General features: G+C 40.6%; 22 protein-coding genes, 5 tRNA genes and 1 pseudogene. 7 read left to right on the top strand and 21 right to left on the bottom strand.

What is annotated here, in order from left to right; all coding sequences use genetic code 11:
* The first annotated feature begins 34 nt into the window (after positions 1-34).
* Together BMX21_RS03590 and BMX21_RS03585 are read left to right on the top strand one after the other, a co-directional pair.
* Positions 35-1,825, top strand: a complete 1,791-nt coding sequence (locus BMX21_RS03590; RefSeq protein WP_092041444.1) for a methyl-accepting chemotaxis protein — start codon at positions 35-37, stop codon at positions 1,823-1,825.
* 219 nt (positions 1,826-2,044) lie between these two features.
* On the top strand, positions 2,045-3,073 hold the full coding sequence (locus BMX21_RS03585) for a hypothetical protein (protein WP_092041441.1): 1,029 nt from the start codon (positions 2,045-2,047) through the stop codon (positions 3,071-3,073).
* 153 nt (positions 3,074-3,226) lie between these two features.
* Here BMX21_RS03585 and arcC read toward each other — a convergent pair whose 3' ends face one another.
* A complete protein-coding gene (gene arcC, locus BMX21_RS03580) occupies positions 3,227-4,162 on the bottom strand; it encodes a carbamate kinase (RefSeq protein ID WP_092041730.1) in 936 nt (311 codons plus the stop codon).
* Positions 4,163-4,401: 239 nt separating this feature from the next.
* Between arcC and BMX21_RS03575 the strand changes: the two genes are divergently transcribed.
* Positions 4,402-5,268: a GGDEF domain-containing protein gene (locus tag BMX21_RS03575; protein WP_092041438.1), complete on the top strand. Its 867-nt coding sequence runs from the start codon at positions 4,402-4,404 to the stop codon at positions 5,266-5,268.
* A gap of 43 nt (positions 5,269-5,311) precedes the next feature.
* On the opposite strand, the gene BMX21_RS03570 is transcribed toward BMX21_RS03575, so the two are convergent.
* The 4 genes from BMX21_RS03570 to BMX21_RS03555 all read right to left on the bottom strand — a co-directional run bounded on the left by BMX21_RS03570 (position 5,312) and on the right by BMX21_RS03555 (position 6,654).
* The gene (locus BMX21_RS03570; RefSeq protein WP_092041435.1) at positions 5,312-5,575 is read right to left on the bottom strand and encodes a hypothetical protein; all 264 of its coding nucleotides are present in this window, start codon (positions 5,573-5,575) and stop codon (positions 5,312-5,314) included.
* Positions 5,576-5,740: 165 nt separating this feature from the next.
* The gene (locus BMX21_RS03565) at positions 5,741-6,280 is read right to left on the bottom strand and encodes a hypothetical protein (protein WP_092041432.1); all 540 of its coding nucleotides are present in this window, start codon (positions 6,278-6,280) and stop codon (positions 5,741-5,743) included.
* Positions 6,273-6,416, bottom strand: a complete 144-nt coding sequence (locus tag BMX21_RS19285; protein ID WP_177173904.1) for a hypothetical protein — start codon at positions 6,414-6,416, stop codon at positions 6,273-6,275. The genes BMX21_RS03565 and BMX21_RS19285 overlap by 8 nt, the downstream gene beginning before the upstream one ends.
* Positions 6,417-6,426: 10 nt before the next feature.
* Positions 6,427-6,654: a hypothetical protein gene (locus BMX21_RS03555; protein WP_092041426.1), complete on the bottom strand. Its 228-nt coding sequence runs from the start codon at positions 6,652-6,654 to the stop codon at positions 6,427-6,429.
* A gap of 254 nt (positions 6,655-6,908) precedes the next feature.
* Between BMX21_RS03555 and BMX21_RS03550 the strand changes: the two genes are divergently transcribed.
* Positions 6,909-8,300, top strand: a complete 1,392-nt coding sequence (locus BMX21_RS03550; RefSeq protein WP_177173903.1) for an MFS transporter — start codon at positions 6,909-6,911, stop codon at positions 8,298-8,300.
* Position 8,301: 1 nt separating this feature from the next.
* Here the strand turns inward: BMX21_RS03550 and BMX21_RS03545 are convergent, their stop codons facing one another.
* The gene (locus BMX21_RS03545; RefSeq protein WP_092041420.1) at positions 8,302-9,711 is read right to left on the bottom strand and encodes a hypothetical protein; all 1,410 of its coding nucleotides are present in this window, start codon (positions 9,709-9,711) and stop codon (positions 8,302-8,304) included.
* 303 nt (positions 9,712-10,014) lie between these two features.
* Here BMX21_RS03545 and BMX21_RS03540 point away from each other — a divergent pair, with 303 nt between their 5' ends.
* The 3 genes from BMX21_RS03540 (at position 10,015) to BMX21_RS03530 (ending at position 14,021) form a co-directional block, all read left to right on the top strand.
* A complete protein-coding gene (locus BMX21_RS03540; protein WP_092041417.1) occupies positions 10,015-11,508 on the top strand; it encodes a hypothetical protein in 1,494 nt (497 codons plus the stop codon).
* Between the two features lie 125 nt (positions 11,509-11,633).
* On the top strand, positions 11,634-13,034 hold the full coding sequence (locus tag BMX21_RS03535; protein WP_092041413.1) for a hypothetical protein: 1,401 nt from the start codon (positions 11,634-11,636) through the stop codon (positions 13,032-13,034).
* A 102-nt stretch (positions 13,035-13,136) separates the two neighbouring features.
* Entirely contained in the window at positions 13,137-14,021 is an 885-nt protein-coding gene (locus BMX21_RS03530; RefSeq protein ID WP_027207432.1) for a hypothetical protein, read from the top strand.
* Positions 14,022-14,242: 221 nt separating this feature from the next.
* Here the strand turns inward: BMX21_RS03530 and BMX21_RS03525 are convergent, their stop codons facing one another.
* The 15 genes and pseudogenes from BMX21_RS03525 to BMX21_RS03455 all read right to left on the bottom strand — a co-directional run bounded on the left by BMX21_RS03525 (position 14,243) and on the right by BMX21_RS03455 (position 25,861).
* Positions 14,243-14,713 (bottom strand): restriction endonuclease, encoded by a 471-nt coding sequence (locus BMX21_RS03525; protein WP_092041410.1) that lies wholly within the window; start codon positions 14,711-14,713, stop codon positions 14,243-14,245.
* Positions 14,714-14,811: 98 nt separating this feature from the next.
* Entirely contained in the window at positions 14,812-16,425 is a 1,614-nt protein-coding gene (gene pckA / locus BMX21_RS03520; RefSeq protein WP_022755667.1) for a phosphoenolpyruvate carboxykinase (ATP), read from the bottom strand.
* Positions 16,426-16,779: 354 nt separating this feature from the next.
* Positions 16,780-18,078, bottom strand: coding sequence for a glycoside hydrolase family 27 protein (locus BMX21_RS03515; protein ID WP_027207435.1), 1,299 nt, complete (start codon positions 18,076-18,078; stop codon positions 16,780-16,782).
* 38 nt (positions 18,079-18,116) lie between these two features.
* Entirely contained in the window at positions 18,117-18,989 is an 873-nt protein-coding gene (gene rsmI, locus BMX21_RS03510) for a 16S rRNA (cytidine(1402)-2'-O)-methyltransferase (protein ID WP_092041408.1), read from the bottom strand.
* A gap of 55 nt (positions 18,990-19,044) precedes the next feature.
* Positions 19,045-19,818, bottom strand: coding sequence for a tRNA1(Val) (adenine(37)-N6)-methyltransferase (locus BMX21_RS03505; RefSeq protein ID WP_092041405.1), 774 nt, complete (start codon positions 19,816-19,818; stop codon positions 19,045-19,047).
* A 572-nt stretch (positions 19,819-20,390) separates the two neighbouring features.
* A pseudogene (locus tag BMX21_RS20135) lies at positions 20,391-21,305 on the bottom strand (PSP1 domain-containing protein); the annotation flags it as partial.
* Positions 21,306-21,415: 110 nt separating this feature from the next.
* Positions 21,416-22,459 (bottom strand): DNA polymerase III subunit, encoded by a 1,044-nt coding sequence (locus BMX21_RS03495; RefSeq protein WP_092041399.1) that lies wholly within the window; start codon positions 22,457-22,459, stop codon positions 21,416-21,418.
* Between the two features lie 97 nt (positions 22,460-22,556).
* On the bottom strand, positions 22,557-22,997 hold the full coding sequence (locus tag BMX21_RS03490) for a YaaR family protein (RefSeq protein ID WP_022755661.1): 441 nt from the start codon (positions 22,995-22,997) through the stop codon (positions 22,557-22,559).
* 117 nt (positions 22,998-23,114) lie between these two features.
* Positions 23,115-23,708: a nucleoside/nucleotide kinase family protein gene (locus BMX21_RS03485; RefSeq protein ID WP_092041396.1), complete on the bottom strand. Its 594-nt coding sequence runs from the start codon at positions 23,706-23,708 to the stop codon at positions 23,115-23,117.
* 27 nt (positions 23,709-23,735) lie between these two features.
* Positions 23,736-25,139 (bottom strand): aminotransferase class I/II-fold pyridoxal phosphate-dependent enzyme, encoded by a 1,404-nt coding sequence (locus BMX21_RS03480; RefSeq protein WP_092041393.1) that lies wholly within the window; start codon positions 25,137-25,139, stop codon positions 23,736-23,738.
* A 245-nt stretch (positions 25,140-25,384) separates the two neighbouring features.
* Positions 25,385-25,457 (bottom strand) — tRNA-Phe (locus BMX21_RS03475).
* Positions 25,458-25,463: 6 nt separating this feature from the next.
* A tRNA-Met gene (locus BMX21_RS03470) sits at positions 25,464-25,537 on the bottom strand.
* A gap of 51 nt (positions 25,538-25,588) precedes the next feature.
* Positions 25,589-25,670: transfer RNA gene (locus tag BMX21_RS03465), tRNA-Tyr, on the bottom strand.
* Positions 25,671-25,680: 10 nt separating this feature from the next.
* Positions 25,681-25,753, bottom strand: a tRNA-Thr gene (locus BMX21_RS03460).
* A 35-nt stretch (positions 25,754-25,788) separates the two neighbouring features.
* Positions 25,789-25,861 (bottom strand) — tRNA-Val (locus BMX21_RS03455).

Below are 25,861 nucleotides of genomic sequence, written 5' to 3'. Positions count from 1 at the left end.
CCATATATTTATATGTTTAATAGAGGAAAATCTTATGAAAAATCTGAAAGTCAGAACAAAGCTAAGTATCCTTCTTGCAGTTGTAGTAATAGCCATGATCGGATTAAGCGGTATGGCTATAATAGGAATGAGTCAGATTCAGTCGACTTCAGTTGAGATCATCAAAGATTCCATCAGTCAGGACTATGATGATCAGATAAAAAACGAAGTTGATACGGCCTTCGCAATCTGCGATACATATTATGGATTGTATCAGGCCGGTGCAATGACACTTGATGAAGCCAAAGAATATTCCGCGACTGTTATAAGAGGTATAACCTATGGCGAAGCCGGATATCTGTGGGTTGATACCTATGACGGCGTCAATGTAGTCCTCCTTGGAAACGAGACAGAAGGAACCAACAGATTGGGATCCAAAGATAGTCAGGGATTTGCAATGGTGGCTGACTTCATTGAAGGTGCCAAAAAGAATTTAAACGAAGGCTACTTCAACGAATACTACTTCCCAAAGGCCGGCGAGACAGAGCCTTCACCAAAGAGAGCCTATACCAAAGCTTATCCTAACTTCGAATGGGTTATAGGAACCGGTAACTATATTGATTATATAGATTCTACTACTGCTGAGCATGAAGGCGTCCTATCCGCCAAAGCAGCCAACATATCTGTCATCTCCATAGGTACAGGTGTTGTACTTATCATAATATCTGTAGTACTGACAGTAATGCTCACAAGATCTATCGTAGGTCCATTAAAGGATACTTCTGTATGGCTTGATGAAATGGGAAGCGGAGACTTCTCAAGACATATAGATCCTAAATACACAGAGCTTCATGATGATTTTGGTATACTCATGCAGCAGCTTGAAAAGATGAGACATTCTGTAAGCAAGCTCTTAAAAGGTGCCAAGAACGATTCTATAAGTGTCCACGACTCCTCTATCGAACTGGCTCAGGGCGCAGCACAGACCAAGGACAACAGTGCTAACATCACTATAGCTGTAGGTGAGATTGCCGATGGTGCTACCAATCAGGCTGAGAGTGTTCAGGACGGTGTTAACGCTATTCAGGAGATTCTTCAGAATGTTGAAACCCTCAATAATGAAGTTGATGCTGCTGACGAGAAAGCCAATGCTATGGCAGAGTCTTCCGACAACATGCAGGCTAACTTCGAGAAGTTAAAAGTTGCCATGACCCAGTCAGCAGATTCACTTGCTGATGTATCAGAAAAAGTAAAAGCAATGGGTGATTCTGTAGAAGAAGTTCAGAATGCCGTTGCAGCTATTAATGAGATAAGTTCCAGAACCAACCTCTTGTCACTTAATGCATCAATCGAAGCTGCAAGAGCAGGTGAAGCAGGTAAAGGCTTCGCGGTCGTTGCTACAGAGATTCAGGATCTGTCAGTTCAGTCATCTCAGTCCGCTCAGCGTATCGGCGAGATCATGAAGGGACTATCCGACAGCTCCGAATCCGCAGTAAGAACCGTAAACCAGCTCAATGACGCAGTTGGAGGCCAGCAGCAGATAAGCGATGAAACAGCTGAGGCTGTACGAGATGTTATCAGTATGATCGCAGATGTACGTGAGAACTTCAACAAAGCCAAGGATGCAGCAGAGATCACCAGAACCAAATGCGTTGATCTAAACGATACAATGAGTTCACTGTCAGCTATATCAGAAGAAAATGCTGCAAGCGCTCAGGAGACAAGTGCTTCAATGCAGGAAGTCAACAACACTGTCGAGAATATCAGCGATCTTTCTGCTACACTTGAGAATATCTCAACCGAGCTTACTGAACTACTGGAAGTATTCCATGTATCCGATCTGTAATATCATCTGCTCATTAGTACAATATCCCCCGGAAGATGTTCATTCATTTTCCGGGGTTTTTTATAATATCACAAAATATACAACCCTTGAAAATATAACTATTATAGTTTTTAATAATAGTATCTTTTTGATCACAAGATCATAGACATGTATATTGATAGTATATTTTTATAAGATACGTTCAATAGATCATGCTTATCTATTAATAAGAGGACTATTATGAAAAAAATACTTGCAAAAGCTTTGCTCGCATCTCTATCTGCTTCTTTTCTCATAGGATGCACTGACGCTAATATCGAAAATCTAAGTTCTACTGATGATGCATCTATAGTCATAACAACAGATGTAAATACTGATTCTAATAATTCAAGCTCGAAAGACGCATCTGACAACTCATCTGACGCTTCATCAATTGATACAAGCGATGATCTGGTAGATGATGAGTCCACCGCTCTTATCTCTTCTTCAGAAGGCTATATTGCAGCTTGTGACTTGTTCGAAGAACTTTTTAATGATCCAAGTATAGAAGTTGATGATTCAAAGCTCCAGACACTCAAAAACGGAGTATCCGATATAGATAACAGCAAATTCATCGGCACCTGGAACAGGACATATGTAGCTATGGGTGTAGATGGCTATGTCGAAATAGAAGAAGTTTCAAAAAGTACCTGCCTTGTAAATGGTAGTTTCGACCACTACGGCAACTGTGGAGATATAGATAATATTACAGGTTACTATCTTTCGGAGAATACTATGTTCGCTGTAGACGAAGAATTTGATGCTGTATACTTTTTCAAAATAAGCGGCGAATCAATGGAGATTGCTCAAAGGGGCTTTGGATGCATGGGAGGAGGCGTATCCGCCAATGGAACCTATGTGACGACCGAGCCTGAATATATTAATGAACATGATATTGAGTTTGCTTTTACAGAAGATGAGCTTACAGCTATCAATAAGCTTCTTAGTGATAACGGACTTGATTATGAAGAGTATTTTGAGACTCCTATTTTATATGGAATCTTTGAAACCTCTATTGGTGAAGCTATATTTGGTGATGGCACTACAATGTCCGGAAGGTGGTTTACATCAGTAGCGCCTCATGGAGTAACCAGAAACCTTACTCTCTTCATCTCAGATGACGGCAATATCTATTTAGAATCCGGATGGAATGCATCTGACGAAGCCGAGTTCTATACTACAGATGAAAATGCCTCATCTATGCCAGGTGCTGTAGAAACTGAAGGCTGATTCCAAAAGATAAAGATAGATTCTTAAAAAGCAGAGAACAGCTGTCAAATAAAAGACTTCCAGATGAAGAATTAAAGGGACCACTTCTTGGATCTTGAATCCAAAAATGGTCCCTTAACTTTGTCCCCGGTTTCTTTCCCGTATCCGGTGTTATTATGCTGTAATGAATGTTCCGGAGCGGCCTTTAAGTGCATCCGATACGTGATCCAGTGATGTTATAAGTACTGATCCTTCAGGATTAGCTTCAAGGAACTGTATGGCAGCTTCTATCTTGGGAAGCATGTCTCCTTCTCCGAATTCGCCCGCTTCTATATACTCTTTTGCCTTGGCAATAGTCATCTTCTCGATTGGAGCCTGATCTTCCTTACCAAAAGATGTATATACACATGGAACAGATGTAAGTATTACAAGGCGGTCTGCCTTAAGGTCTGCCGCAAGCTTACCTGCAATAGCATCCTTCTCGATTACAGCTGATGCTCCTTTTAATTTGTGCTCCTGTTCAAGGACAGGGATTCCGCCACCGCCGCAGGCAATTACCTCTACACCTGCATCGGCAAGAAGCTTTATCGCATCCAACTCTACGATATTTATAGGTTTGGGAGCTGCAACTATTCTAAGGTATCCCTTACCGGGAACTTCCTTGACATAATTGCCCTTTTTGATCTGGGTTTCAGCATCCTCTTTGGACATATATCGGCCTATAACCTTAGTTGGAGAGTAGAACGCCTCATCATATGGATCAACAGTGACCTGTGTAAGGACTGTGGTAACTGTCTTGGAGATGCCTCTTTGCTCAAGTTCACTACGTAGAGCACTCTGAATATCGTATCCTACATAGCCTTGGCTCATGGCGCTGCAAACACTCATAGGTGCCGGCGTATAGTCAATATATATCCTGTGCAGCTCAGTCATGGCTTTGTGTATCATGCTGACCTGCGGTCCATTTGAATGAGTTATTGTAAGCTGATACCCTGCCTGTGCAAGATCAGCAAGAGCTTTGGCTGTTCTGGAAACTGCCTCTTTTTGTTCATTGGTTGTATATCCCAGCGCTTCGTGGCCTAGTGATACAACGGCTTTTTTATTATCCATAAAAAGACCCCCGAATAAATTGATATCTATATCATAACATATATTCACAATACTCATGTACCCTCATCTTGGATAGAGGATAAAAAAAACTTTCTCGCTAAATTATATATTCAATAAAACAAAAATATTTGATACAATTATAAGAAGATGTATGTCATTTTTAATCTGCTTTTTTGCTCCACTATTTTCTGTATAGTTTAAATACTGTTTACTATATCTATTCTTACAGGACGCATATTATGGATAAAATAACCGATTCTAACCTTCTTGACAATATTCTAAAATTATTACCAGTAGGTATTTTCTGGAAAGACAGTGACAGGCGTTTTCTTGGCGCAAATCAGATGTTTTTGGATTACTATGGTCTATCCGGTATCGATGATATTATCGGTAAAAATGATGAAGATATGGGATGGCATATAGATCCGGAGCCTTTCAAGAAGATCGAATTACAGGTACTTAATACCGGACAGTCCATACTAAATGTTCCCGGCGAATGCATCGTCAAAGGAAAGCTTCGAAAGATCAAAGCCTCCAAATGTCCTCTTTATTCTGACGGAAAGATCATCGGCCTTGTGGGATATTTTCTTGATATAACAGATGAAGTCGAAGAGAAAAACAGGCTATCACACTTAAGTAATACTGATGATCTTACAGGGATTCTCAACCGACGAGCCTTCGGAAATATTATCCTTGAATATGAAAAACAATACAAAGCAAAGAAAACCGACTTTGTACTGTTCATGATAGATCTTGATCATTTTAAAAGAATCAATGATAAACATGGACACGAATATGGCAATATGGTACTTACATCTGTGGCCAAGTCTATTACGAATGCCTGTGCCGATAACAGTGTTGCTTTCAGATATGGCGGAGATGAGTTTATTGTTATTCATCAGCTATTTTCAAGTTCTGACATAGAATCTTTGGAAAAGCGTATTTATCGCTATATTGACAGCCCTTTAAATATTGATGGTAACAATATAAGCATAAAAGCGTCTATAGGCCATGCCATTTATTCAGAAACCCTTAGCATTGATACTCTTTTAGAGCTTTCAGATAATCGCATGTATGATGTCAAAAAACTACATCACCGCGTATGAATGTTCTACCATTTATTAGATACAAAAAATTTATTTACAGCCTTTAGCAATTCATCCTTGGGCAAAGATTTTCTCTTTCTACTTTGTGCCACATGAATCCGGCAGTAACCTTACAGGGCTCCCTGTCATCAGTTAGTCTACCTACATTCTGTGATGCACTGCTGCCGTTTGCAGACCATGGCGCCCCATTAACAAGGCACCAGAAATTCCTGGTAAGTCTGTTTTTATTAAGGTTTTCAATGCTCATGGGTTCCAAGATGAAGTGGTTCTGATCGATCTTGGAATCACCGGACAGAAGGGGTGTCACGCATCTCTTAAGGCCGCGCTCGCTTGCAAGCGGAAAATACAGATTGTTACAAAGATCCGCATCCTCAAGCTCAAATGTTCCGTTTTTATCAAGGAATTTAACTTTATTCCGCCTTTATAGCATCACAAACATTATTACTTACTATTCAAAAGACTCCAAATTACATCAAAAAAAATTGTCATATTCCTCTCTGTTAGGACAATTTTCAAAATCTTCTATTAGTTCGTACAGTTTTTCTTCATCCATTATCAAAGCAGACTTCAAAGTATATTTCTCGCTATTATCATCTTGAAATCTACATAGATGTATATAATATTCACCAGTCAAAGATCTTCCCCCACTCTTAGACCAAATAATAAACTTTGCTATATTTTCAGGCGGATTCAATACATATAACTCTCCGTTATCGTCATACTCCGAAGACAGAAATTCCTTGACCTCTTCTACTGATAATTCCTCTTTTGTGTAATGGTTATACGATGCCAAACTAATGATTAGCCAGTTCACGTCGACATAACTAAAATCTCTATAACAATTGTAAGTATCCATCCCCAATGCAAAAGTCTCATCTTCATATAGCAACTCCAATTCTCTTTTAAACTCTTCTTCTCTTTTTATGCGATCTCTATTTAGGAGAATAATAATTATTACTACAAATACAGTAATAATTATAGTTGCAAATATAATTTTTCTATTCTTAACCATCTTTTAATTCCTCTTTGATCCATAATATTACTTCTTCCTGATTTTCTGCTGTAACTGTGCTAATTCCCAGCTTTGCAACTGCTTCATCTACCAAACCAATAGCTTCACTAACTTGTTCTAATGAAACTAAATCCATGGAATTAACATTATACCGATATATTACTGGTGATTTCATCATGCACATCATCGATTGAAGCATCTATCTCACCTTCTTTATCTGACGTCAAGTGGAAGGGCACAACCGCTTTACCACTGTTCAAACTGTTTGTCATTGCTGCATCATCTTCTGATGAGTTACCAAAATATCCATCAGCCCTGGCAAGGCGAACCAGATCGCTTTCACACATACCTTTTTCTATACATATACAAGCCATAAATCATTCGCTCCACCCCCAAAAAATTTCGTCCCCATTATAGTATTGATATTTTTTCTTGTCAGCCAATCCTGACGAAACGTTAATTCCATATGTCGAATGGTATGCAGTCAACGGTATTACGCATTCTTTTTTGCTTTCATATCGTTTTGTTTATGATTTTCTACTTATTTCTTATATAAAAACTCTTCATGTCTGTATATAAACGCTATAATAGTAGATGGGTACTTACTTTCTACAGGGGGAAATCACAAATGAATACTACAGAAAAAGAATCAAAGCAGTTATGCAGACTGCAAAAGGAAGCTTCGAGAAAAAAGCCTCTTCACTATATTGGAGTAGCTATGATCCTACTTACGATAATATATATCGTAGATGAGATCACTTCCAATATGAATGCTGCAATGCAGCCTTATGTTCTATTCGATCTGTTTAATATCTCATCAAGAAATGTTAATACACCCGAGTATACCAAAGCTTTTAATGTTGTTGCACCTATTCAGGTGTTCTCTAACCTGCTTCTTATAATAACGCCTTTTTATAAAGCTCTGTCCGATAAATACGGGCGGAAGCTCTTTCTTATGATCAATACGGTTGGAATGGGCATAGGTATGTGCATTGTAATGACATCGCAAAATGTTGCCTGGTACATTCTGGGAATGCTTTTTATGATGTTTTTTACTCCAAACGATATGCAGGTTCTGTATATAATGGAGACAGCGCCCAAGCAAAAGCGTGCCACATATAGCTTTATAGCTAAGGGCATTGCGCTTGTAAGTGTATCGCTTATCGGTGTATTCTCAAGGATATTCCTTAATGACAATGAGCCTTCAAGCTGGCGTCTTGTCTATGCGATCCCGGTAGTCTCTGCTATAGTGATTGGATTATTATCATATCTTTTCATGCATGAAACACCTGTATTTCTGGAACAGCGAATGGGATACCTATCTCTGACCAAAGATGAAAGAGAAAAGAAAATACGAGAAGATAAGGAAAAAGGCACTTCTGAAGAAGGCGGAGTTTTTAGAGCAATCCGTTTTATATTTACTAACAAGCAGCTACGCTGGATCTTCATAGCAGGCTTTATCTTTTTTGCTACAACATTCTATACTTCTTACTATGCAACTGTACTTGAAGGAGCCATGTCTACAGATATGGTAGCAACTGCTCTTGTAATATATCCTTTCTTCAACGGGCTTGTTACAATATTAAGCGGATTCTTCTCAGATAAGCTTGGTCGTAAGAAGGTATGCCTGATACTAGGATCTGTTACGATAATAGGTCTTTTGATGTTCGTCCTCTCCTGCAGACTGGGGCTTGGACCTATAGCAGCAGGAATCTCATACGGATGCTCAATAGGTGGCCTTTGGTCCATGTCTGATACCTTGATACTGACCATGCCTGCCGAATCTTCTCCTTCCGGTATGAGATCTTCTGTAATGGGCACCATATCTGTACTGATAGGTGCCGGTATGTTCCTGGGACAGACAATCTTCATCGTATGTCAGAACTTCCTTCCCATGGATGTACTGTTCATGATCATCTGTCTTCCGTTTATGGCTCTAAGCCTTATAATACTGATAACCAAAGTCAAAGAAACCAAAGATGCAGATCTTGATAATATCACAGCAGATACCTATAAATAATCTACGTCCTTTGCATGAACTCACAGAAAGCGCTTATCATCCGGCTTTCTGTGATAGCAAAGGCTATTTCAGGCGCTGTTGTTTTGATCATAAAAGCATAGTGATCTTCACTTGCTATAACATACATGTTGTCAGGAATATTCTCTGCTTGCACTTGTTTATAGTACTTATACGTCTTGGCATATAGTTCACTATTTTCAATATGCGCTTTCCATTCTTCAGGCGTGTATGTCATACCTGCTGCCCCAATAAGGCCGGCACATGGAAGGGGAACATTTACTTTACTGATATCAGGTTTTGGGAGTATCTCTGTATAAGTCTTTTTAGATGATAGCGATTCAAAAAAGCCTCTGAACATTGTCCAATGAGCATAGATGCTGCTCTGAGGAGCCCTGTCCTGCATACTTCTTGCAACCCACTGCGGCATTGTGATAAGGGTTGGTACTTTACCCATAAGCATAATATCAGCATCTACACTTGCCAGTTCTTGATGTACATTCCAAAATTCACCAGATCTTTGAGGCCCATATATTTCCATGAGCTTCTTGCTTCTGTCAAATATTTCTTCATATTCTTTTACCAAAGCATTTACAGCTTTGGGATCAGTTATAAACTCGTTAAGCATTCCTTCTGTGTTCATGCCAACAGAGTCGGATACTACTGCGGCACATGAAGGCGCAATAAATAATGTTCTTTGCAATAGTCCGTCCCTTAGTTTTGGATAATAATAAGGTTCTATCATGCCTGTAGAATAGACAGGGATCCATTTGGCTACGGCTTCTAAAAGCTCGTTTATATCACGCCCTAAGTTATGGATGATCTTAACCTTATTGCCTGCTCTTAATACCTTGGTGAATGCTTTGGCCCACCTTGCAGCAAAAAACGGATCATTATAAAGCCACGCCATATCTTCATCTGAAAATAAAAGAAGTGTCATAGGCGCTTTATTACTTTTTAAAATGTGGTCAAAAAACTGTAAAACAGCTTCTCTCTTACCGGACGGGCCATAATAATATCTTTTGGTTTTAGATAAAACCAGTTCTTCATCATTGTCTAAAACGATTCTTGCAGATCCTGTTCCAAAGCTGTCTAAAAGTCCTGGTATTCCGTATCTTATATTATCTTCATTACCTAAAAACCAGTTTTTTATGAGAGATTCTGCACTTTGCTCATCCTGGGGCCACTTTGAAATATTCAGCTCTTTGCACATGGCGTCCTGCTGATATCCCATACTTATATGTGAGGCAAAATAAGCGCTCATATCATCAAGAAACCCCGGATTTCTGGGAAGTTTCCTGGCACCATTTCTAAGACGACTTATATGAGAAGAGTCCACATGACATGCGGCTCCTAGAATATTGGCTCTTGTACCTGTAAGATTCATGATATAATCGAGCTTTTGAGCGAACATAATATACCTCTGTAAACTACTTGCATCTTAAGCTAAGGAAGTTTATGGGTTATTTATTACAAAACTTCACCACAAATTTATAACTCTTAATCTGTCGTAATCTCACAAAGAAACCTTCATATCTACATTATCATAGCGGCTATTAAGAATCCATAGAATTGTCGTAATTTTGACACGAAAAATGTCAGAATTTTGTCAGTGTCAAATCATCTTTTTGTGTGCATTATTAAGGTTTAAGTACCGAGATACAAATTGATTCCCTATGTTACACACAGGATAGTTTTCATGACAAGGAGGCCGTCTATGAAATGTTTAAATCACTTCTTGAAACATGCATCATCTTTATCATTATGCATTCCGGTCGCTGGGATGATGCTCTCTTCTTTCAATGTCTGTGCTGCAGGCTCTTATGATACCCTGGGCGAAAAATTTTACGATAATGGCGATGTTATATATGAAAACAACAGCATTGCCGGTGTATCAAGTGGACCTTCTGAGGATGTCGTATTTGAAATAGAAGAAACAACTTTGATCACCGGAATCTGGACTTATCACTGGTATCCTGATGATGTTGATGAGTGGGAATATGCTTACGTCTGGATAGAATCAGAAGAAGGAGACGAATATGGTCCATGGTCTGTCCAGGCTGAACAAGGCCAGGGAGGCAAAGAAAATGTAAACTGGTATGCATTCCCCAATGTTACACTCGAACCGGGAACCTATTATCTTTATGACTCTAACGCTTCTACCTGGTCATATGCCTACGACACAGATAATAAAGGAATGTGCATGATAAGAGGAACTGTCGTTGATGGCAGCTCTTCATCCAAGACGTCTAAAAGCGGTAATCTTCTGACCAATCCCAGCTTTGAAGATGGACTTGATGGCTGGGAAGATCCTGATGGAATATGGAATAATGATCCTGATACGACAGCGCATGACGCTACTGACGGAGACCATTTTGCCTGGCCATCTGATGGTGCATCAGAAGATACTTACATATATCAGGATGTCTATGTAGATTCAGATGCTGAAGGGCAGACGGCAGTACTTAGTGCAATGCTTTCAACTTTTGATCAGGATCCTACTGATCTTGCCCGCCTTGAGCTTATATTCCTGAATTCCAAAGGTAAAGTCATTGACTCATATTCTAAAGAGCAAAGGGCTATTGAATGGGCAAAGTTCACCATAAGTGCTGAAGTTCCCGATGGAACAACCACTATAAGAGTTATGCTTCACGGCATAAGATATAACGGAAGTCTTATAGATTCATATTTTGATGATGTAAGTCTTACCTTATCAGGTGATGCTGTATCATCCACTAAAAATAGCAAGTCCGATGATGATTCATACTATTATATGTTTAGCTACTATACCTTTACCGTTCCCTCCTATTGGGGCGAGCCTGAATATGACTCAGATGGTACAGTTTACTTCTACGGCGAAGATGAATATGATCTTCCTCTTATTATGCTGACTTATGAACCAATCGAAAATTACTTCGATTCTGGCGAAGTAAACGGACTTACAGATGAAGAAGCTATAGAAATACTGGAATCTTTCAAGGATACGCTTGAAGAAGATTCTTACTATTTATCAGAAACAGAAGAAATAACAATTGCAGGATACCCTGCAATAATATATACCGCAACAGTATCATTATATGGTGACAATGATATACGAATAGCTCATTTCATGGATTCTGATTACTTCTATGAACTGTTGCTTATTGAATATGAGGATTCTGATACATCATATCTTGAAGATCTGGACTATATAGTATCAACCTTTGAATAATAGGAAGTATATATCTTTTTCTTAAAATATATACGGTAAGCTATCCCATATACCGATATATAAATAGAGTGTCCCCACGAGCTCAAGTTGTGTCAAGGAGCGTTTTATCGACAAGGAGGCCATCTATGATTTCTATCAAAAAGCTTATTAGTGTCACTGTATCAGCTTCTCTTTGCATGGGCATCATGCTGCTGCCCATCACTTCTATTCCGGCATCAGCCAAAGCTTCCGGCTCTATTCAGGTAGATAAATCTTCCCAGACAGAAGATGACAATGTTGAAACCTTCGGAAGCTATACCTTCACTCTTCCTGAATCCTTCGATGATTGTGAGAAGGAAGGTGATCCCGATGATGAAGCTGTGTACTATTATCTGGGTGACTATGATGATGTCCCCGCTCTCATGATCCTTAAGGAATCTCTTCTGGATTATGTTACTTCCAGCGAACTTAAGACCCTGACCGAAGATGATGAATATGAGATACTTGGTTACTTCAAAGAGGGTGTACTTGAAGGTGAAGACTTCACTAATGTATCTAAGACCAGTAAGACCAAGATTGCAGGTAACCCTGCTATCACTTTCAGCTTCACAGGTGAGCTTTATGGCGAAAACGATGTCAGGATCACTGTCTTCATAGACAAAGAGGAAGTTAACATATACTGCCTGATGCTGCTTGAAGAAGCCGGTGCCAAAAAGTCCTATGTCAAAGACATGGAAAAGATTGAAAAGAGTTTCAAAAAGTCCGGTGAATCAGATATTCCGGAAGACCTTGCAGCCGCTGTATATGAAGCATTGGAAGATGTATCATCTTACTCTGCCAGATCTGTATTTGAGCTGGTAGCAGATATTACAGACTCAGGCGAATCCGCTGACCTTACTCTTATCATGGATCATGAGCTTGAAGCACTGCTTGGCAAAAACAAATCCTGCCACATGATCCTTACAGAGAGCATGTTCAGCGATGAACTTGGTATAAAAGAAGGCGATTATGTAACTGCAAACGAATTCTATATCCTTACTGATGGCAAGAGTACTTCCGCTTACTACAAAGAAGATGGTGAAGACTGGGAGACAGAAGATCTTGAATCAGACAGCGATGATCTTGAAGAGATAGAAGAATATATAGGAAGTGTATATGATTTCGAATTCTTCGAGAAGCTGGCAGATGGCTCTATAGATTATGAAGTTGATCCGGAGCTTTCAGAAATAGATGATTCCTCGTTCTATGTTATGCAGATGGATCTTACAGGAGATGATCTTAAACTTGCTGTTGAAACACAATTTTTCCTCTCCGGAGTCTTCCTTGAAGATGAGATTGATTATGATGATATCACATCACATATGATAATCTACGTTGACAGTGAAACCTTCCTTCCATCTACTGTAGAGATAGATCTCGCAGGAGTTGGTGAACAGATTCTGTTCGAAATGATCGGATTTGAAGATGCAGATATAAGTAGCTGCTCTCTTGTTACAGATTATATAGGTTTTGACGAGTTCGACGAGATCGAAGCTCCTGATATCTAATTATTTATGACCTCAATAAGTTCAAAAGATTGTACAATTCGGCCATCACAGGTGGCAAATGATACTTTGACACCTATTTTTATCTAATAGGAGGGCCATCTTATGAATAAAAAAACTTTCAATAAAGTCCTGACTCTTATTGCCTCATTTATCCTTGTTACCTCACTTGGTGGCGTCCATACGGCATATGCTACGAACGTTTCCACAATTGATATGGACATGCTGTATAACACCCTTATTGTAGGCGATATGTCATATGCAACATCTCTCTACTATCAGGGCACAATTGATGCCTACATGGCAACTGATGCCGACGGTATCGAAATATATGTTCCGGATGATCCTAAAGGCGGAACAGGTACCGGTGTAGGAATCTACAGACAGGATAACCTTATAGCAGAAAATCACCAATACGGAGTTTATACTATATATTACGGCGAATTCGTAGGTTTCAACAGGCACGGACACGGCTCTATCTTTAAGACCTACAAAGATGCATCTTATACTTTTACCAGATCATTCTACGGATATTGGGAAGATGATTATCCTAATGGTCAAGGCAATGAAAGTTATACTGAAGAAACTACAGGTCAGAATAAAAAAGTAAAAGAAGTATCTGGAGTGTATATCAAAGATAAATTTACAGGAACAATAAATACTATTACTTCAAAATATGCAGGAAGCTCTACCGGCAATGAAGGGATTACCACATGGGTTGATCCTTATGTCAATGGATATGCTGAGGGTACCGTAGCCTGGACTGTACAAGATGCCGGGAAGCCTTTGGAATCCGGATCTTATCAGATGCTGGGAGGATATCTTGTAAATGACAGAACAGATGAGTATTTCGCCTCTCATAGTGCAAACGACTTTGATCCACAAACCATGGTTATAGCCGCATGGGCTGAACAGAATAATTACTATATTCCTGAGAGTAAAGTTGAACCCAGATCCTATGACTATAGCGATTTTATGGCACTGAAGTAACTGAGTGTATTATGCTGTAGTACTAGTGTTCTAGCTCATTCATATTGAATCATATTATTAGATATATATGTTATTGCAACAAGGAGAGTCTGTTAATTAAATCAGACTCTCCAACGCTTTTATCTATTCAATATAATGAGGTAGGTGTCAAAAAGCCTTCTAATTATAGAAAACTTAAGAATATATTTTATCAGAACCACCTGAGGGCGCTTCCTAAATTACTAAGCTTTACAGCTTGCATGCAGCATATCCAGATAATCCCTGTCCCAGAGCATAACATTTAATTTGTCAGCCATCATAGCGGCAGGAGTTGTAAAGTACTGGTTGCATAGTACTGCTGCCACCATCCTGTCATAATAGTCCTTGGCCGCATATACTTCCTGAACAGCATGAACTCCAACATCCTTGTCATAGCACTTACATTGAATGGCATATGTGATTCCGTTTCTTTCACATAAGATATCAGCTCCAAAGTCTCCTGAACCTTTGGTCACTTCAACTTTAGAAAAGCCATTCATCTTCAGAAGATCAGCGCAGTAATATTCAAAGTCATGGCCTTCAAGCTCATCTACAAGCGGAGGCTTTGGAACCTTAAACTTCTTTAGTATCAGTATCAATACTACTACGCATATTAATGATACAAGAAGTATAATATACACTTTTTGATCCGGTGTTAATACAATATTCCCCATAACTAACCTCATGCCTTAGCGTGTTAAAAAACGCCCCTGATCACAGGACCAGGGGCGAAAATATTTAAGATCTATTAAGCCATAGGATAAACTATTTATTAGAGCTGAGGACCTGCAGATACAAGTGCCTTACCAGCTTCATTTCCTGTGTACTTAACGAAGTTCTTCTGGAATCTTGATGCAAGATCCTTAGCCTTCTCTTCCCATTCAGAAGCGTTAGCATATGTATCTCTAGGATCAAGGATTGCAGGATCAACTCCAGGAAGCTCTGTAGGAACTTCGAAATCGAAGAATGGAATCTTCTTAGTAGGAGCCTTAAGAACATCACCGTTAAGGATTGCATCGATGATACCACGTGTATCCTTAATAGAGATTCTCTTACCTGTGCCGTTCCAACCTGTGTTTACAAGGTAAGCCTTAGCACCGGACTTCTCCATCTTCTTAACGAGCTCTTCAGCATACTTTGTAGGATGAAGCTCAAGGAATGCCTGACCGAAGCAAGCTGAGAATGTAGGAGTAGGCTCTGTGATACCTCTCTCTGTACCGGCAAGCTTAGCTGTGAAACCGGACAGGAAGTAGTACTTAGTCTGCTCAGGTGTAAGGATTGATACTGGAGGAAGTACTCCAAATGCATCAGCTGAAAGGAAGATTACGTTATCAGCATCAGGACCTGAAGAGATCTTGTTAACCTTCTGTGCGATCTTGTCGATGAACTCGATAGGATATGATACACGAGTATTCTCTGTTACGGACTTATCATCAAAGTCGATCTTGCCATTTGCATCAACTGTTACGTTCTCAAGGAGAGCGTTTCTCTTGATAGCATTGTAGATATCAGGCTCAGACTCTTTGTCAAGGCCGATAACCTTAGCATAGCATCCACCCTCAAGGTTGAATACGCCGTTGTCATCCCAGCCGTGCTCGTCATCACCGATGAGAAGTCTCTTAGGATCTGTAGAAAGTGTTGTCTTACCTGTTCCTGAAAGACCGAAGAAGATAGCTGTGTGCTTACCTTCCATATCTGTGTTAGCTGAGCAGTGCATAGAAGCGATGCCCTGAAGAGGAAGGAAATAGTTCTGCATTGAGAACAGACCCTTCTTCATCTCTCCGCCGTACCATGTGTTAAGGATAACCTGTTCCTTAGATGTTACGTTGAAAAGAACTGCTGTCTCAGAGTTAAGTCCAAGTTCCTTGTAGTTCTCAACCTTAGCCTTAGAAGCGTTGTAAACAACGAAGTCAGGTTTGAAGTTAGCAAGCTCTTCATCTGTAGGACGGATGAACATATTCTTAACAAAGTGTGCCTGCCAAGCTACTTCCATGATGAAACGAACAGCAAGACGTGTTCCTTCATTAGCTCCGCAGAAACCATCTATAACATAAAGCTTCTTGCCTGAAAGCTCTTCTACTGCAAGCTTCTTACAAGCATCCCATGCAGCCTGTGATGCTTTGTGGTTATCGTTAGGATATTCTTCAGATGTCCACCATACTGTATCCTTAGACTTCTCATCTTCTACGATGAACTTATCTTTAGGAGAACGTCCTGTGTAAATACCTGTCATAACGTTAACAGCGCCAAGCTCTGTCTCCTGACCCTTATCAAAACCTGTAAGAGAAGGATCTGTCTCATCCTTGAAAAGCTGTTCGTATGAAGGATTGTAAACAACTTCTTTGACATCAGAGATGCCATACTGTGATAAATCTACATTGCTCATTTTTTAAGCCTCCTTTATGGACAATTAAAAATTTGCGGTTGAAATGTGGAGTGAGTTTCCACACGAAAACTTGTGTCTGATAACCTATCACAAATTCAATCGTTAGCTGCAAAATGTTTTGCAGCATAAAGATTAGTATGATAAAAGTTTACCAATCTACACCCGTCATTATACATGGTTTTAAGGTCTATGTCATCATAAAATCCAAAATACAAAGTTAAAAAATTGTAAAATTCCTTGTATTTTCAGTATGTGGAACGTTAGCTTTTGTTAACGTTCCACATGGACATTCGCCGACTATTATATCGGCAATTTTGACCAAAAACATTAGCCTGTTATTCAAGAATGAAGCTATCATGCCTCTATCTCAAAACACATGCATCCGTGAGGATTAAGCGCTATCTTGTCTCCGTTTTCAAGACTTCCCTGTCGTCCTGACCATATCTCTGTACAGCTGACTTTTGCATCTTTATCAAAACCATAGTCTTCAAACTTAAGCTTTACTTCTTTGACTTCATCATTAAGATTGAAGATCGCAAGATATTTTATGCCATCCTTGGTCTTGGACATCCAGGTTACTATGTCTTTTTTCCTTGAGATCTGACGAGCCTTACGTCCGTCTCTGTGCATCTTAAGGAGTTTCTTGTTAGTAAGAAGGCCCAGTGTGAACGGATCGTTGTCGCGAAGCTCTCCGCCGAACATAAGAGGTGATCTGAATATGCACCAAAGTGTCATGAGAAGTCTCTGCTCATCCTGGGTGAAGTTTGTCATCCTGTCATCATGCCTGTCAGGTGTAGTCCTTACTCCGATGTGACCAAGAGGAAGCATATCGCAGTCCGGCCAGTGATCCTTGCATCCGATTCCTGCCCATGCATCAGCTCTTTCGAACATGCCGTAGAGAAGTTCCCACTTGTCCCAGAAATCATCTGTCATACGCCACATGTTGGCATTCTCTAACAGGAAATCCTTCTGGTCAACTCTTGCAGGTCCCGGTGAAAGGCTAAGGACTATAGGTCTTCCGCACTTCTCGATTGCATTTCTTATAAGTCTTATCTCAGAAAAACCTGCTCCTGGTGCGTCAGGTCCTACGTCAACTCTTGCAAGGTCATCAACCTTGACATAGTCAACTCCCCACTGCGCATACAGCTGGAATATAGAGTCATAATATTCCTGAGCGCCTTCCTGACTCGCATCAACTCCGTACATATCCGTATTCCATACACAGATAGATGCAGGATGTGCTATGTCTCTTGCTGTCTTATCAGTTCCAAGTATCTTGGTATTTCTATGAACTGCCTGACGCGGGATTCCGCGCATGATGTGGATGCCGAACTTAAGACCCATATCATGGATCTGATCGGCTATAGGCTTAAAGCCCTGTCCACCTTTAGATGATGGGAATCTGTTCTCTGCAGGGATAAGTCTTGAATACTCATCCATGTTGAGCTCTGCGAACTTGTGATACCAGCATGAATCTGCTGTTGGCTCTGACCACTGAATGTCACAGACTATATACTCCCATCCGTACTCCTTAAGATTCTCTGCCATGTATCTTGCATTACCAAGGAGTTCTTCCTCGGTTACACTTGCTCCATAACAGTCCCATGAATTCCATCCCATGGGGGGATATTTGGCTACATGCTTGTCTGACATACCGCTCCTCCTGGCTTTGATCTCTTTTTCAAAGCTTGTTAGTCTTTTTTTATTAATGCCTGATAGATTTCACGTTTCTGAACGCCTCTATCTAATGCAACTTTTTTCATAGCATCCTTATGAGATACTCCCTGGCTTTCGTAGTACTCCATGTGCTCTTCTATTGACATGGAAAGCCACTCTTTTTGCTTTTCCTTTTTCTGGTCATTAAGGCTCTTTCCTTCTATGACCATGACATATTCGCCTCTTGGGTCGTTCTCATTATAATAATCTATTGCGGCTTTAAGAGTTGTCGGCATTACTTCTTCAAATCTCTTGGTAAGTTCTCTGCAGATAGCCATATTGCGGTCGCCAAGTGTTTCATACAGGTCTACAAGTGCCGCTTTTAGATGATGAGGTGCTTCGTAGATTATCATAGTACGGCTCTCATCCTTGAGATCTTCCAAGATATCTTTCCTGGCTTTCTTGTCATCACTTCCTGGCAGGAATCCTTCGAAACAGAATCTTCTGGTTGGAAGCCCGGAAAGAGTCAGGGCTGTGATGCATGCAGCCGGTCCCGGAAGAGATGTTACTGTGATGCCTGATTCATGGCACATCTTAACAAGGACTTCACCGGGATCAGATATTCCGGGAGTTCCTGCATCTGTTATAAGGGCGATGTTCTTTCCTTCCTTCATCTGATCTATAAGATAATAGGCCTTGTCTACCTTGTTGTATTCATGGTAGCTGGTCATAGGTGTATGTATATCAAAATGAGTCAGAAGATGTATGCTGTTTCTGGTATCCTCTGCAGCTATGATATCAACCATATTAAGAGTCTCTAAAACTCTTGCTGTTATATCTTTAAGATTGCCTATGGGGGTTGCACACAGATAGAGCATTCCACATTTACTATTTGTATTATTATTCATATTATTACTCATATTTATTGCCACTTGCTATTATAATTCATTAATACCCATATCATTAATATCCATATATATCATATACTTCTTTGGTATATTCGCCCGGTGCTTTATATATGATAAGAGGTCTCTCTACAGCTATCCTTGGCTTGCCGCCTCTGACAGCCTCGATCAGTACCATGTTAGGTTCTTTATCAATATAAGGGTATACCAATTGCATACGTTTAGGTTCAAGTCTGTGTTTTGTAAGTGTCACCATGATCTCAGACAGGCGGAATGGCCTGTGAACAAGGAACAGCTTACCTGAAGGCTTTAACAGCTTCTTGGCCTGCTCTGCTACGTCTTCAAATGTACACATGACTTCATGTCTTGCAATAGCCTTGGGAGAATCCGGATTCTGAAGTCCGTGACCTCCTATCATATATGGGGGATTGCAGGTTATCACGTCAAAAGAGGCGGCTCCGAATATACTGCTTGCGTCCTTTATATCACCACGTACTATAGATACTCTTGGAGCAAGGTCATTTAGATCTATACTCCTTGCCGCCATTTCTGCACTATCTTCCTGAATCTCCAGACCTATCAGCTCACGGGCCTTTGTTTTAGATGACAAAAGAATAGGAAGGATGCCTGTTCCTGTGCCCATATCTAGTACACGCTTTCCTTCCATGTTGTTGCCTACTGCTATACCCTTGACCGGATCTGCAGATACAGCAAAGCCGGACAAAAGTACAGCATCCATCCCAAAGCAGAAACGTTCAGGATCTTGTATTATCCTAAGTCCGTCTCTTTGAAGATCATCTATCCTTTCACCCGGCTTTAACTTAACTTCCATTAGAAAATCCCATCCAATTACTGATTTGAATCCTGACCAGAGCTCTGACGAGAGTTTGTCTGCTGATTACCATTTGACTGATCAGCAGCATTAGCATTAGGATTCTGACGTCTGTTATTATGGCGGTTGTTGTGACGATTGCCGCCTCTTTGACCATTACCGCGGCCGTTATCATGTGAGTTTTGGTTGTCCTGCCTGCGTCCATTACCCTGTGAATTATTGTCGCGATTATTGTCAGATCTGTTTCTGTTGTCGTTATTTTTGTTGTTTACATTTTTGTTGTCATTATTTCTGTTATCGTAATTCCTACTGTCTGAACTGCTGCCATGTTCTCTATTGTCGTAAGTTCTGTTATCAGCATTCCTTGTGCTGTTCTCTATATTGTCGGAATTTCTTCCGTCATTATTTCTGGAATCAGCGCTCTTGTTGTAAGCATTCCTATTGTCATTATTTCTATTATCAGAATTTCTGTTATTGTTATCGCTTCTTTGAGGTCTGGAGCCCCTTGAACCTTGATTTTTGTTATTTCTTCCCTGATTTCTTGGCTGACCCTGATTAGGAGTCTCCTCACTGTCAAGGTCTCCGCTTGTACCGCTATCCTCAAGAGCCTTTAATTCTTCAAGGCTTACTTCTTCGATCCTATCAGCCTTAGCTTCATTACCATGCTTGGACTTCTTCCTTACAAAGTGTACCTGATCAGCTGTATAATCGTGAACCTCTTTTTCATCATTAACATCTACAAGGATACGGACAGTCTGACGCAGTACGCCTACATTAGCAACCTCACCTTCAAATCCGTCATCTGTTCTTACGATATCTCCGACCTTAGGAAGCTTCTTGTTGAGCTCTTCATAGACCTCTTCTTCATTCTTAAGACAGCACATAAGTCTTCCGCACACACCGGATATCTTGGTAGGGTTAAGAGAGAGGTTCTGCTCCTTGGCCATCTTGATAGACACAGGCGCAAAATCAGAAAGATATGAATGGCAGCAAAGAGGTCTTCCGCAGATTCCATATCCGCCTATTATCTTGGTCTCATCTCTTACACCGATCTGGCGCAGCTCTATCCTGGTCCTGAATACAGCCGCAAGATCCTTAACAAGCGCACGGAAGTCAATCCTTCCATCTGCAGTAAAGTAGAAAAGGATCTTATTGTTATCAAAAGTATACTCAGCGTCAATAAGCTTCATATCAAGGCCGTGCTTACGGATTTTCTCCTGACATACCTTGAAAGCTTCCTTCTCCTTGACTCTGTTCTCTTTTTCCTGATTCTCATCAACTTCATTGGCAATACGGATGACTGTCTTGATGGGCTTTACAACCTTCTCATCCTCAACGTCATATGCAGAAGCCACAACAGTTCCGTACTCTATGCCTCTGGCAGTCTCCACGATAACATGGCTGCCTCTTTTAATTTCTAATTCTCCCGGATCAAAAAAATATATCTTTCCGGCAGTACGAAAACGTACGCCTATTACTCTGGTCATCTTAACCTCGTTTCTATGATGATTTAGGATCATTTTCAATCTATTAAATTTTTTATTATAAGAAACTTTTGTCCACTTATAACTATATGACTTTCAACCTAGCAAGCTATTCATGCCATATTATCCTTTATTCCGATCATAAGCATCTCTACTGCAATGTCGGGATTGACGTTAACTTGTATCCTTCTTCGCGTCTTAGTGATAAGTTTGACTATGGCATTTAAGCCCTCAAAAGTGCATTTTTCAGCCGTATCTCTAATATACGATAGGTCGCCTGCGAAAATCAAGCCCCCGTCACTTTCCGTGGCTTTATATACCAGTACATCCCTAAAAAAGAACAGCAGCATATCCAAAAAATCGGATATAACTTCCTTCTTGTCAGCATTCGCTTCATTCCCTGATTCGTCCAGAGGTGTCTCTATTTCTTTGACCATATCAAGAATCTCATGGAGCTCTTTTCGGCTTATCTTCTGAAGAAGGCCAAAGGTCTGCTTTCTCATCCTGTCGAAGTCTTCATTCTGAGACAGCATGATCGCTTTGCCCACATTACCCCTTGCAAATGAGACGCACAGATCCGCCCTATAATCAGGAGTATGGTACTCTTTCATGAGAAAATTCTTAATAGCATCATCCGGCGCCGGCTTCATGGGAAGAACTACGCACCTTGAAAGAATCGTTGGCAAAAAGACATCAAGATTGTCTGTAAGTATCAGCATGACAACGTAAGACGGCGGCTCTTCCAGCGTCTTTAAAAGCGCATTCTGAGCCTGAATATTCATTTTTTCTCCATCAGGGAAAATATAGATCTTGTAAGGCCCCGCATATGGCTTGATAACAACATCGTCACAAATAGCACGGACTTCATCAACACTTATAGTGTTTGGCTTGTCGTGGGTTACTGTTATTATGTCAGGATTACTGCCGCTTTCTGCCTGAATGCAGGAATGACACTCGTGACAGGGTTCTAAAAGGCCGTATTCTTCATGCCTGTCTGTGCACTGCAGAGTCTGTGCGAATATTCTTGCAATGAACTCCTTGCCGGACTCCTTTTCTCCCGTGATTATATATGCATGCGATGCTTTACCTGTACGCAGCGCATTCTGCAGATGATCTATCATCTGCTTTTGTCCGATTATATCGGCAAAATCAGCCATTCCCAGTCCTCTTTTTACAAATAATGATTATCGCTACATATGTACTGACACATTCATAGACTTACAAAAATACATTATTGAACGTAAAGTTCAATACTCAAGTAAAAATATCAAGTATCAGCCCTTCAATATCGCCTATTCTCCCCATTATGGCGATATGATCTTTCTCATCTTTGAAAAGCTCCTGCGTAAGAGCATCAAGATTCTCATTAACAAGTCTCACTATTCCGTATACGCGGTGGCGCCCTTTTCTATCCAGGAAGTTCTCTCTGGAAAAAGCATGTGATCTTGTAATGACTTCGTTGAGGAATTCCTTGATAAGCTTCCTATACCTTTGCATATCTCTGATATCATGCTTCTTGCCAATGAGTTTGCCCTGCTGTTGTATGTCCTGCATCATAGTCGTAAGGCGGTCTGCAAGGGTTGAGTCTTCAAGTTTTGATGCCAGAGTGAACTTAAACTGATCATCAACTATCTGGGCAGCATCTGTCTGCTGTACTTGCTGAGTCTGCTGCACTTGACCGACTTTAATATCCATGCAATCGCCTCCTTACGCTTTATTATCACGCAGGAATAAAACTTATAAGATCACATCCAGATCCTACGCAAGGCAACCGATCTTTGATACTAAAAGTCCTCTTACAGATAACAGATATCAGACACCCATATCTTTTAGGTATGACGTTATCTCACCCAGTATCTGATCAATTGAGCCCTCGTTATTGAATCTGCGCGTGATTCCTGCTACTTTTATCTTTTCTTCGGAAAAATCTTCCTCGTCTGCAAGATATCTACGGCACATCTCATCATACTTGGGGTGCTCTTGTTTATTCTCCCTGTGCATGGCTCTCTCCATGCGGATCCTGTCAGAGATCTCGATATAAACAGGAACTACCTTGTCGGCCCCAAAATATTCCTTCATGGACTCATAGGCTTCAAGAGTACCGATCATCAGAAAGCTTCCAAGGCTTAGATCTATCTGCCCGTCATCTACGGTAAAATATCGCCACGGTCCATAACATGTGTCGTAAGTACGTCCTTCTATTATCTTTCGGTCATTCAAAAACTTCTGATAACCCTCTTCATCACAAAAGTAGTACTGAACGCCATTTTCTTCCTTGTCTCGCATGGGTCTTGTGGTATATAAAACAACTTTTTTTAGATCCAGAATATGCTTTTCCAGAAGATTTTTATAAACTGTATCTTTTCCTGTAGTGCTCTTACCCATGAGCAGAACTATTTTCCCCATATTAAACCTCACAATGTATATTTAATTTCAGGTAATAACTCTTATCTTACCTGTCTCTGAAATTCCCTGAACATTAAGTCCTTTGGATAAACTGTCGCGGATAGTACTTACAATATCTTGAGAGATCTCTTCTCCGGGAACTATGATAGGTATCCCAGGCGGATATAAGTTCACGAAATCTCCTGCTATACGTCCTACTGCGGATTCCAGGATCACCTCTTCAAAGCCGCTATCCCATGCATCACGCAAAGTCTTTATAGCTTTTGGAGCCGTATCCGTAGAAAGAGTATCATTCTTTAACCTCGTGTCGCGAGCAAAGCCCAGTCTTCTATCTATATCTTCTACGGCCTCTATAAGTCTATCTATGCCCTCTATGGTGTCCATACCGGTGATTATCATAAGGACGTAGGTCTCACATGCCATCTCAGGCTGCAGAGCATATCTGGTCCGCAGCAGATCATATAGCTGTGATCCGCTTATAGATGTATTCCTGCAGGAGATAACTACCTTGCATGGATCATTGACTATATTATCATCCGGGATCTCAAGGTGCTGTAACTGTCTTGTAGCATCTATGATCTTGTCATGATAAGACATAAGGCTATCGGCCCACAGATTCCCATTAGCAGTCATATAAGTGATGCAGTCATCAATAGACGCCATCATAAGATACGACGGACTACTAGTCTGATAGATCCTAAGAAACCTCTTAAGCCTGTCCCTGTCAACTATCGTCCCATTCACATGTAAAAGCGCTGTCTGAGTGATGCTGGGAAGTGTCTTATGAAGACTGTGTATTACAATATCAGCTCCCCCTTCAATAGCACCTTCACTTATACGATCACTTATTCCAAGATGCGCCCCGTGAGCTTCATCTACTATCAAAGCTGCGCCATATGAATGAGCTATGTCAGCAATAGCCCTGACATCCGAATACACACCCTCATAAGTAGGTGATGTGATAAACACTGCTTTGATAGAAGTTCCCGCCTTAAGCGCAGCATCAATATCTTCCGGCTTAACAGCGCCGCAGAAATCATAGCCGCTTATACGCTGAGGATATAAATATTCCAGCTTAAGATTTCTAAGATAGGCAGCATGATATAAAGACTTGTGACAGTTCCTTGCAGTAAGGATAGTATCTCCATCGCCTGTAACAGCCGATATGGCCGACAGAACGCCGCAGGTCGAGCCATTTACAAGGAAGTATGTCTCACCAGCCTTATACAGAGCATTAGCCCTGTTCTGGCAATCCATTATAATATCTCTTGCATCATGCAGGTTATCAAAGTCATCTATCTCTGTAATATCATGATCAAAGAAAAGAGCTGTATCCATGCCGCAGCCTGCATTTCTCTTATGGCCCGGCATATGATAAGGATACATATTGCTTCTGCTAAGATCACCAAGCTTATCCCATAACTGTCCCAATAGTATCTCCAAATGTATTATTATCTGCAAAACTTTGCACTACCACTATTAATAACTTATCTATTATACCATGACAGGACTATCTTGAATATTGTAAAGAATCTTCACCATTGCATCGTATCTTTGAAAGAAAATAAGATCATCATATATCCCCAATAGGATATTTGATGATCTTATGAGTTTAATACCAGAAAATATGACATAAAAAAAGACATAAGATATACTTATGTCGAAAATAAAAAAAGTGCCTTGAACAGGAATCGAACCGGTGACACACGGATTTTCAGTCCGTTGCTCTACCAACTGAGCTATCAAGGCACAAAGTAGCGGGGACAGGATTTGAACCTATGACCTTCGGGTTATGAGCCCGACGAGCTTCCAGACTGCTCCACCCCGCGTCATTGAAGTTCTTCAAGAACTCCCACTATTGTCTGTATTAAGTTATCAAGTGGGTGGCGGTGGATTCGAACCACCGAAGCAATTTGCAGCAGATTTACAGTCTGTCCCCTTTGGCCACTCGGGAAGCCACCCTTATGAAAAAAGCCGATGAGCGGACTCGAACCGTTAACCTGCTGATTACAAATCAGCTGCTCTGCCAATTGAGCCACATCGGCGTTTTCATAGAAAACTTTAGATAAAATCTAAAGCGTGGGACCTACAGGGCTCGAACCTGTGACCCTCTGCTTGTAAGGCAGATGCTCTCCCAGCTGAGCTAAGATCCC

This window comes from Butyrivibrio sp. TB, from assembly GCF_900110805.1.
Classification (GTDB): domain Bacteria; phylum Bacillota; class Clostridia; order Lachnospirales; family Lachnospiraceae; genus Butyrivibrio; species Butyrivibrio fibrisolvens_C.
The sequence above is the reverse complement of the archived record's forward strand: the minus strand, read 5'-3'. Positions and strand labels throughout refer to the sequence as shown.